Origin of the sequence: Paenibacillus sp. FSL P2-0322 (assembly GCF_037975315.1) — a bacterium.
Taxonomy (GTDB): domain Bacteria; phylum Bacillota; class Bacilli; order Paenibacillales; family Paenibacillaceae; genus Paenibacillus; species Paenibacillus polymyxa_B.
The window spans coordinates 5476730-5488553 of the sequence record NZ_CP150243.1 but is presented as its reverse complement, the minus strand read 5'-3'; the positions used below and the strand labels follow the sequence as shown (position 1 = coordinate 5488553).

Here is an 11824-nt window from a genome sequence, read left to right as displayed (position 1 = left end):
GAATAACTATGAATGAAAACATTATCAATTCCAATTGACAATGGATAACTTTGGGTGGTATAGTCGGAAATGTGGGCGAGAGCTTCACTTCATTTGATGACGAAGGGAATGTTAGTGCATGCAAGGTAAAGTAAAATGGTTTAACGCAGAAAAAGGTTATGGTTTCATTGAAACGTCTGACGGCGGCGACGTATTTGTACATTTTTCCGCAATTCAAACAGAAGGCTTCAAAACACTTGAAGAAGGACAAGACGTGGAGTTCGACATTGTCGAAGGCGCACGTGGACCACAAGCCGCTAACGTAACCAAATTATAATCATCCCCGGCATAGCCGACCTACATAATTGGTAAGATGGTTAGCAATGGATAACGCGCTAGCAACTGCCCTGGAAAATATTCCAGGGCTTTTTTATGTTTTCTAATTACATAAAAAAGCCCCTTACCCAGTGGTAAGGAGCTCGACACAATAGAACATTTACTCTAGAGAACCATCAAAGTCAGCCATCTCCACAAAAATGGTATTGGAGGAGGCAGATTGATTCTCTATGCTTCCGTTTGGATAGCGGAATTGATAGCGCAGGATGACCTGTGCGATCAGATACGCGCGGAGCGCAGATTCGATGTCGAAAGAAAAGACGATGACGGCTTTGTGGTCTGGGTCAAGCCGACCTAACGGAATACCTTGGAGCAGATTAGGATGCGGAAGCGGCACAGAATTCACGGTAACAGTTCGTAGCAAAATGAAATCTTCGGCTGCGAATGGTGCAGTGAGCAAGAGCTCTTCCAGCGGAGTATTGCCGATGTTTTCCACATGGACGGTGAAGGACAGGGTATCTTCTTGCCCGACACGCAAAGCGCTGGAGCTAAGTGTAAGTTTAGGAATGGCTGCAATAACGGTCACGCCGACGGTGTTGGTTTGGGTTGTTTCCTGGATGGTCTCTCCTCCACTACGACGTGAGGTATATTCGATGGTGGCTTGGTTGCTGAATGTTCCCTCTGTTGGTGCTTCACGGATTTGTGCCTGGAGCGTAAGGGTGAGCGTCTCCCCTGGTGCAATATCCGGGAGCGTGATACCTGCAGCGGGATTAGCCCCTGGCTGTGCTTTTTCTTGGATAGTTAGGCTGTTGGGTACATAAATGAGTCCATGCGGCAACGGGTCTGTGAACAGCGGATACTGTGCTGGAATTCCTCCTTTGTTTGTAATCTGAATGGTGAAGGTGAGTATGTCTCCTACAGAGGCATCCGTGGTATTCACTTTTTTAACTAATTCGAGCAGTGGGAATACAACTGGGATGGTAACGGTATTCGTAGTCAATGTCCCTGATACGACTCTTCCTCCAGGTAACGTAAACGAGTAGGCAAAGGCAGCTTGATTTACGATGTAGCCAGATGGAGGCGTCTCCGATACGGTCACTTGATAAGTCAGTGTCAATGACTGTCCAGGTTCCACAGACCCCAGACTAACACCGACAGCAGGATCGGTTCCCAACAGTGATTGACCGTTCAACTGTATGCTGTCAGGAATCAATAGAGTCCCGGCAGGAATGAAATTTTGCAGTGTAACTTCGGATGTTACGTTGCCAAAGTTGTTGAGCAGTACCGTATAAGTAAGGCTTTCTCCTGCGATGGCCTCCGTATTTTCCGTAGAGATACTTGCGGCAAGCTGTGGATCAAAAACAGTTATAGTCACGGTGTTGCTGGTAACCTCGCTCGCACCCTCATTGCCAGCATAATGGAGCCGTACGCTATTGTTTAGACGTCCTCCGAGAGGCGGAGACTGAACGTTCACGCTGTAGGATACATCCATTGTCTGTCCCGCCTGTAAGCTGCCGATAAATAATGGTTCACCTGGCTTGCTAGAAGCAGGTGGAGAACCGTTAATTTTCAAGCTGTCCGGGTTTATGATGGTTCCATTCGGTACGTAATCGGCTAACACTACATCGGTAATGACTGAGCCTGCATCATTAACAAGAGTCAGCTGATAAGGCACAGCATCGCCTAATGCGACAGTAGATACTGTTGTGCGTAGCACAGCTGACAAGGCTCCTTTAGCAGTAGGGGCTACTTTAACCGAGATAGAAGGTGAAGCAGTTACCAGATTCGTGCTTCGTCCGTCCGGCAGCTGGTAGGAGTAAGCCAGTGAAGCTTGATTCACCAGTGTGCCAGACTCGGAGGCACGAACGACAAGCGCGGAGAAGACGGAAGTCGTTTTTTCTCCTGGTGCGATGGTACCTAGGGCAATGCCTTGCCCTGGACTGACCCCATATTGAGGGATTCCATTAACCGAAACAGAGCCGGGAACAAAAGAAAGCTCCGATGGCAATGAGTCCGTTAACAAGCCAAAGGCACCGATATTTCCAGTATTTTCTGCAATGATGGAATAGGTGATGCTTTGGCCTGGCTGCACGCTCTCCGTGCTGGCTATTTTCGTCAGCTTCACCACAGGATGGAGTACGGCAATGGTGACAGCATTGGACAAAACGGCACTCGCTTCTTCACTATTCGTGAGTAACAAGCGCGCCTGATTCGTACGCGGTCCTGGCTGTTCTGTTGCTGTGATACGGACATCAAAGGATATGACAGTCTTGGTATTCGCTTCTAACGGTGGCAAAGGTATGCCGGTGCCGGGATCGCTTTCTGCCACCGTAGATCCATTAATCTGAACTGAACCTGTAATAAACTCGATGTCCTCTGGCAAAGTATCCAGCAAACGGGCATCTTGCACGGTATTCGTATCCTCGTTGAGGATCACGAGTTCATACGTCAAGGTATCGCCAGTAGTGGCGAAAGGTGAGCTTACGCTTTTACTTAATGTGATGTCTAGCGGTGACACGGCAACCTCAACAATGTTGGATAAATGGAAACCGCCTGCCTCTCGCCCATCTGGTGCATTAAAGCGATAGTCTACCTCAGCCTGATCGACCAGTAATACGGTTGCAGGGATGGAAGATACCAGCACTTGGAAAGTGACGGTTGCCGATTGTCCTGGTGGTATGGCTGGAGTCGGGATGCCGGAAACCGGACTTGCACCGGGAGCTGCAATGCCGTTAATCGAGACTGTGTTCGGAAGGAATACAGAGCCGTCCGGAATATTGTCACTTACAGTAGTTGAGGCTGCAATGTTACCCGTGTTGGATACGACAATCGTGTAAGTGATGATGTCTCCGACTGTGGCATTATTGGTATTGCTTGTTTTGACTGCTGTCAGGATCGGCTGGAAGACCGGAATGGTTATTACATTAGATGTTGAGCTACCAGTAAATGCCCCGCTGGTAAAGCTAACGGATGCCTGATTGTTTAATTGTGCCGGTGTGGGCAAGAAATCGACTCGAACCTGGAACGTAACAGTAGTAACAGCTCCTGGAGCGAGCGTACCGATGGCAATACCAAATCCAGGATTTCCATCAGGGAAGGAAGTTCCGTTTATGGTAACACTGCCATTTACAAAGGAGCTTCCCGCCGCAATCATATCTGAAACCACTATATTATTGGCTGTACTGATCCCATTGTTGGAGACAGCCAGTGTGTAGGTGATGATATCGCCAATAATGGCGTCGGTAGCCGCCGTTCCTTTGACAATGCTAACGTCTGGTGAGGATACAGAGATACTAACTGAATTGGATACCGCAGATCCGGATACAGTTCTGCCATCTGGTGGTTGGAAAGTGAATGAGCCTGATGCCTGATCGACCAGTACCTGTGGATTAGGCAGTGTATTGATAATGGTTTGGAACGTTACGGATACCGTTCCGCCTGGCAACACGGATCCAACTGGAACGCCAGTTTCGATGGATAATCCAGGTTGCGGACTGCCAGCTATGCTGACACTGTTGGCAAGGAAAGTCGATCCGGTCGGGATGTTATCGCTGATGGTAAGCGCTGTTGCAATATTGCCGCTATTCACGGCTGTAATCGTGTAGGTCAGTGTATCGCCGACGGAGGCGTTAAGAGTGCTGGATGCTTTAGTAATTGCAATTAACGGTTGGAACACAGGTACGATGAGTGGATCGGAAAAGGCAGTCCCAGTGAACGTTCCGCTAGTAAACGTGACGGCTGCAATATCTGTGAGCAGTGGTGGCTGCGGCAAAGACTGGACAGTTGTCTGGAAACTGACAACGAATGTATTTCCAGGTGCGACGTTTCCGATGGCAATTCCAGCAACCGGAGAGGCATTAGGGAAGGCTACTCCGTCGATTAGGACACTGCCCGGAACGAAGGAGGTACCTGCAGGAATTGTATCGGTTACAACAGTATCTGTGACTGAATCCACGCCACTATTCGTGATGCTCAGTGTATATCTGATCGTATCTCCGACTACAGCGGCTGCCAGGCTGGATGTTTTCGTCACCTGAATATTAGGTGCAGACACAGCAACGTTGACTGTATTCGATGTGACAGAACCGCTCAGTACTCTACCGTCAGGTGGTGAGTAGGTAAAGTCCGCTTGCCCTTGGTCGGTCAATATAGGCGGAGTTGGCAGAGACGAGACGATGGTTTGGAAACTCACTGTAATACTGCCTGAAGGGGCCAGTGATCCGAGCGTTATGCCTGTAACTGGCGAAGCTCCCGGGACAAGGATGCCGTTAACGACTACGCTGTTAGGCAGTAGTTCAGAACCTGCGGGGATGTTATCTGACAGCACAGGTATAACGGCAATATTTCCGGTATTAGTTAGCGTCAGGGTATAGACCAATGTTGATCCGATCTGTGTGTTGACGGTATTGACGGTTTTGGTCAGGCCGATGATCGGCTGATAAACAGGCAAGGTAACCGGATCGGATTGCGAAGACGTGGTCAACGCGCCTGAAGTAAAGCTAACGGTCGCTTGATTGGTTATTTGCGGCGGCTGCGGCAGACTAACGACGGAGACCTGGAATGTAACTGCTGCCGAACCACCTACTGCAATGGTGCCTACAGGGATACCGGAGCTTGGTGACGCAGCAGGTACAGAAGTTCCATTTACGGTTACGCTACCCGGAACAAAGCTGGTGCCGGGCGGCAGCTGATCAGATACAACGGCATTGACGACTTGACTGATTCCGTTATTCGTAGCAATCACAGTATACGTAATGGTATCTCCGACTACGGCATCTGTAGCGGATGCTGTTTTGATAACGTCCACATCTGGCGAAGAGACCGAGACGGTCACGGACGGAGATACTGCACTTCCAGTCAGGACACGACCATCTGGAGGTTGATAGCTGTAAGCTGCGGTCGCCTGATTGACCAATGTACCTGATGCGGGCAGTGAGGTAATGACTGCCTGAAAGGTCAGAGTGACAGTCGTAGCTGCACCTATGATACCTAATGGAATCCCAACACTTGGATCTGAGCCAGGTGCGGCGGTGCCATTGATCACTACACTATTAGGGATAAAGGCAGCCCCTGCCGGGATGGGATCACTAAGGACGGTATCTGCACCGATGTTTCCAGAGTTTGTAACGGAGAATGTATAGGTTACCGTATCTCCAACCGTAGCTCTTCCCGTTCCCGCGCTTTTAGTTACAGTGACGATCGGTTGATACACAGGGATGGTAACGGGATTGGATACCGAAAATCCATTAAATGCACCTGAAGTAAAGCTTACGGTCGCCTCATTGGTAATGGACGCTGGCGACGGCAGAGATTGTACGTTAAGCAAAAAGCGAATGGTAGCTCCGCCACCAGCTCCAAGCGTTCCGACAGGAATACCGTTTTGTGGGTTGGCTGTAACAACAGGCGTACCATTAATTGTAACGCTGCCCGGGACAAAGGCGGTTCCAAAAGGAATGGTATCCGTGACGATTACGCTAGTAACAGGATCGAGTCCGTTATTGAACGCAGTTATGACATAGGGGACAGAATCACCCACGACAGCGACAGCCACATCAGCTGCCTTCGTGACTGTTACATTCGGTGACGAGATCGGAATGGATACAGGCAGGGCCGCTCCGCTTCCGCTCAGCGTTCGTCCATCGGGCAATTGGAACGTGTAGCTCACAGTGGCCTGGTTGGTTAGTATGGAGCCAGGTGGTACTGATATGACCACGGCGCTAAACGAGACGGTTACCGTCGCACCTGGGGCGACCGAACCGATATTAATGCCTGTAATCGGGTCTGCTCCGGGAATGGGCGAACCGTTGACCAGTACGCTATTTTGATTCAGACTAAGCGAGCTGGACAACAGATCAAGCACGACCGTTTCTGCGGGCGCGTTGCCGGTATTGGTTACAGTGATGAAAAAGCCAAGTGTATTCCCTACGGTTGCACGATCTGCACTGAGGGTATTGGTCACATTCAAGATTGGCTGAAATACAGGCAGGCTGACCTGATTCGAGGCGGATTGACCTGCGAAAGCCCCGGAATTAAAGGAGACCGTTGCCTGATCCGTTGACAAACCTGACGCTGGCAAGGATGTTACCGTTGCCTGGAAGGTGACCGTTACTGAGCTGGCAGTAGGGATAGTGCCTACGGATACGCCTGTGGCGATGTTGGCTCCCGGTATAGTGACACCATTGACTTGTACGGAGTTAGGTATAAAAGTAGTGCCATCAGCAATCGGGTCGATAAAGACAGTTCCCGTTACGGGTGTAATACCGCTATTTACTGCGTTAATGGTATACGTAATGGTATCGCCGAAGGCTACAGAGGTCTGATTGACCGTTTTGGTCACGGTGACATTCGGATTGGATACGGGAATGAACACCGGATTCGATTGTGCGCTTCCATTTAATGTGCGACCGTCAGGTGGCTGGAAGGTGAATGTGGCCGAACCTTGATTTAACAGACCCAGGCCAGCAGGGACAGCGTTAATGACCACTTGAAAGGTAAGGGCGACAGAAGCCCCCGCTGCAATGTTTCCGACCAATACCCCTGATTGGGGATTGGCTCCAGCAACAGGCAGACCGTTCACGGTGACGCTATTCGGTATAAAGGAGGAACCAGATGGAATAGCATCGGTGAATGTGGCGGTCGCTGCTAGATTACCTGTATTTTGAGCAGTGAGTGTATAGACTACGGTGTCGCCTACCGTTGCTTGACTCGTATTTGCAGTTTTAACAAGACTGACAATAGGCTGGTAAACAGGGATGACAACAGTGTTGGAGAGTGATGTGAAATTCAGTGTACCGCTGGTAAAAGAAACTGTAGCCTGATCACTCAGCTGAGGTGGGTCAGGCAGGCTGTTGACAGATACGGAAAAGGTGACGGTTGTTGACGCACCAGCAGCGATGGAACCGATTGGAATCCCCGTTAAGGGGCTGGCTGACGGCAATGTCGTTCCATTTACAATAACCGAGCCAGGAATAAAAGTGGAGCCCGACGGGATCGTATCGTTTACCCGAACATCCGTCACGGTTTGGACTCCGCTATTGGTAGCTGTAATGGTATAGGTTATCGTATCCCCAGGAACGGCATCAGCTACCGAGGCGCTTTTGCTTACCTGTACATTGGGTGACGATACAGGAATTGTGACAATATTGGACGAAACATTGCCGTTAACAATCCGGCCATCCGGCGGTTGAAAGGAAAAGCTGATATTCGCCTGGTCGGTGAGTTGGGGAGGTAAAGGCACGGAAGTAATCACCACCTGAAAAGTTGTTTGAGTCACGGCTCCAGGTGCAATGGAGCCAATAGACAGACCTGCTTCGGGACTGGCACCGGGAACAGGAACACCGTTGACGACCACACTGTTCGGTACCAGTGCTGAGCCTGCGGGGATATTGTCTGTCAATGTGGCAGCAGCTGCAATATTACCGCTGTTGGTTACTGCCACAGAGTACGTTACGATGTTCCCGACTGTGGCTGATATAGGTTCTGCGGTTTTGCTTACGCTTAATACCGGAGCGTTCAAAGCCACTGTCACTGGGTTAGATACTGATACGCCTGAAAAAGCACCGCTGGTGTAGCTGGCACGCGATTGATTGGTGAGCTGCGGCGGACTTGGTAATGGAGAGGATACCGTTACCCTGAAAGTGATTGTAGCTCCCCCTCCAGCGGCAATGCTCCCAATTACGATACCTAAAGACGGATCTCCACTGGCTATTGTGGAGCCATTCAGCGTTACGCTACCGGCAGTGAATTGAGAGCCGGCCGGGATAGGATCGGAAACGACCACATTGCCCACGGTCTGGATTCCGTTGTTGAGTACGGTCAGGGTGTATAACACCGAATCACCCGGAATGGCGGTGAAACGGTCTGCAGTCTTCAAAATGGACACATTCGGCGCAGACACGGGAATGGATAACACGTTGGACGATGTGCTATCTGTTCGCACTCGCCCATCGGGCAAGGTAAAGGAAATGGCGGCGGTGGCCTGGTCTGTCAGTTGGGATGGTGTTGGAAGGGTAGCCACTACAGTTTGGAATGTCAGTGTGATAGGGCTTTGCGGCGACACGGTTCCGATGAAAATACCTGCTGCTGGACTGGCTCCGGGCTGACTAACGCCATTGATTACCACGCTGTTCTCCATAAATGTGGACCCGGCAGGAATAGCATCTGTCAGCGTTACAGAAGCATTATAGTTGCCGCTGTTCGTGACTAACAATGTGTACAGAATCGTGTCGCCTATCGTAGCTGCTGTTGTATTTGCAGATTTGACCACACTGATACGAGGCTGATAAACCGGCACAGAGACGGTATTTGTCTGGGATGTTCCGGTAAAAGCACCACTGGTGAAGCTGACACTGGCTGTGTTTTGCAGCGGCTGCACGGATGGAACGGCATTGACTAGCACGGCATAGGACACCTGCACGGATGCGCCTGCGCCAATGGTGCCGACTGGAATGCCACTTCTTGGGTCGGCTGTGCTCACAGGTGAACCACCGACGGTTACGCTTCCGGGTACAAATGACACGCTGCCGGGGAGTGGATCGGTAATTACGGTGTTTGTGATGGGGTCAATTCCGTTATTAACGGCGTTCACGCTGTAGGTCAGCGTTTCGCCAACACTAACGGATGTGAATCCCGCAGACTTGGTTACTGCTACGTTGGGAAGAGAAATCGATACGGAAACAATATTGGAGAGAAGCGAGCCCGACAGGGTTCTTCCGTCTTGCAACTGATATGAATATTGGAGCAGGCCCTGATCGTTTAATCCACCCCCGGGTGGTAGCGAATCCACTGTCGTCCGGAATGAGACTGTAATTTGTGCACCAGGGTTTACGGTGCCTACTGAAATTCCCGTATTAGGATTGGCGCCTGGCACTGAGGACCCGCCAACAATGACGCTTCCGGGAATAAAGGTGGAGCCTGTCGGTACAGTTTCCGTCAAGGTCGTGTTTAATACGGCTGTTCCGGTATTAGCGATGAGAAATGAATAAGTAATCGTCCCGCCAACGCTGGCACGGTTGGAGCTGGCGCTTTTGGTAATCGTCGGCGCTGCAATAACGACAGGTATGGTTACAAGATTGGACAAAGATGATCCGGTAAAGGCCCCGGAAGTGAAGCTGACAGTTGCACGATTGTTGATTTGTGCAGGAGAAGGTAGAGAATTAATGGCTGCCCGAAATACAACCGTAACCGATGCGCCTGGAGCTAAAGTGCCGATCGGAATACCGTTCACAGGTGTAGCAGTCGCAGAAGCAGTTCCGTTCACGGTGACGCTACCAGGTACAAAGGCAACTCCGCTTGGCAGCGGATCGGTAACGACTACATTGGTCACATTGGCGATTCCGTTGTTTGTGGCGGTTATGGTAAATTGAACAGTCTCTCCGACTGCGGCTGCCGCCAGGGAAGAGGCTTTTGTCACGGTCACATTTGGTGAGGATACGGGAATGGTGAGCGTGTTGGACGTCCCGCTTCCGTTCAATATACGTCCGTCAGGCGGTGTGAAGGTATACGTGTAAGCCGCCTGATCGGTCAAATTACCAGAGGCGGGAACCGCGTTGACGAGGGCCTGGAAGGTCACGGGTACAGTAGCACCTGTATTAATCGTTCCTACTGAAAAACCAGTAGCGGGATTGGCAGCAGGCACGGAAGAACCACCAATGGTCACACTGCCCGGTATGAAGGATGATCCGGCGGGAATGCTCTCCGAAAAGCTGAGATTTGCAGCAATGCTGCCCGTGTTGGATATCTGAAACGTGTACGTAATCGTATCTCCAACTGTAGCAGCCGTTGTATTGGCACTTTTAACAATTCCAATAACAGGTTGGTAGATTGGTGTACTGGCAGTGTTGGACGGAACGTTGCCAGAAATGACAGGTCCTCCAGGCACGGTTTGGAAGGAAAAGGATGCCGATGCTTGATTGCCCAGCTGGGTGTTTGCTGGCAATGAAGTGACGATTGCACGGAATGTAATGGTCACCGTGGAAGCAGGAGCTACACTGCCCACTGTGATACCTGTAGCGGGATTGGCTGTTGGCTGGGCTGTGCCCGCGACAACAACACTGCCGGGTACGAAGGTAGCCCCAGCTGGTATGGTATCGGTAAGTACTGTGTTGGAAGCACTGACGAGCCCCGTATTCGAAATGTTAACCGTATAGGTCACAGTATCGCCAATAACCAAGCCTGTAGAGCTGGCAGTTTTGGTTAGGGTCACCAGTGGAGCATTGATATCAATTTGAATGGCATTGGCATTTACAGTGTAAATGTCACCATTTGTTGTCAGCTGGAGGACACCTGTGGTTTGGCTATTGAGCAGCGTGGAGGAAATATCGACATTGGTAATGTCCCAACCTTGCCGTCCACCCGTGACCTGCGTTCCAGGTGCTCCATTCACGGCATTAGTTGTACCGAAGGTCCCCGTCGTGACCAATGTACCGTCGTCTCCGTTAATTTGGGAAGCGAAAAAATTAGTCGAAAAATTATTAGGCCCAGACAGCGCAGTCAAACTCGATGTGGTAGGTCCAAACAACGCACGGTCACCCGTAATGTCCACGTCACCCTCTTGGGCGCTAATCAGCGCCCTACCACGCAAAGTCCCCTGTACGGGTGTGGCAAAGCCGCTCACCACCACATTGACCGAGCCTGTAGCGGTACTGACCCCTTCACCACCAACACGTAGCGACAGGTTGCGGAAGGGCAGAGACGGGTTATTGTACACCACAGCCAGCGTCCAGCCGGCATGGTTGGTGTTGGTGGAATCGGGAACCGTGATGGTGCCCGTCACATTTCCGACCGTATAAGCACCAGCGCCACCTTGAATGACCAGATTTGTGACATTCGCTGTTCTCACATAGGTACTGAGACTAGTGACGTTGACCGATGTTGCAGATTCAGGACTGACCGTAGTAGATAAAGCAGGTGTCTGAAATGTGACAGGGTTGCTGGTGCTGGACAATACATTGGTACTGCCGTTGGCATAACTTCCTCCCCAAATAAGCTCAGCATACAGCACCGTACTGCCCGCAGGGAGCACAAGGAATGCTGTCGATGAGTTACTGGTAAAGGTAGAAGTCGTGCCAAATGGATACGTACCGAAGCGAGAGGCTGTATTAGTTGTGATGAACGCGCCAATGCTGGTCGCTGTTCCCGGCACTCCTACCGAATTAGAGCGTGCCAGCCCAAGTGTATTCCCTATAAAGGTGACAGCCCCCGTCTGGTTCGTTACGTAACGCTGAATAAAAGCCATGGATTAGCTTCCTACTTTCCATCTCTTCCAAATCCGTTATCTTAGGATTTTCGTATAGGAAGAGCCAGCTAGGCTGGGTGTAATAATCCTTTCGTATAAATTGCCTGCGTTATAACCAGGCCTTGCATATCGCACACGCCCATGTACCTAATCCAGCGGGAAAAGGCCACCCCCTTTTTCGATAAAATAGCTTAGCATGAAGCCCGAAATAGTTGTTTGTCATGACGTCAGCGGGGCAATATTTATATATGCACTCATTATTCACATATGTAT

The 11824-nt window shown here is 50.6% G+C and carries 2 protein-coding genes; one reads left to right on the top strand and one right to left on the bottom strand.

Features of this window, described 5'->3' with window-relative positions; genetic code table 11:
* Positions 1-118 precede the first annotated feature (118 nt).
* Entirely contained in the window at positions 119-316 is a 198-nt protein-coding gene (locus MKY24_RS24260) for a cold shock domain-containing protein (protein ID WP_013312263.1), read from the top strand.
* Between the two features lie 159 nt (positions 317-475).
* Here the strand turns inward: MKY24_RS24260 and MKY24_RS24255 are convergent, their stop codons facing one another.
* A complete protein-coding gene (locus MKY24_RS24255) occupies positions 476-11551 on the bottom strand; it encodes an isopeptide-forming domain-containing fimbrial protein (protein ID WP_339201027.1) in 11076 nt (3691 codons plus the stop codon).
* Positions 11552-11824 lie beyond the last annotated feature (273 nt).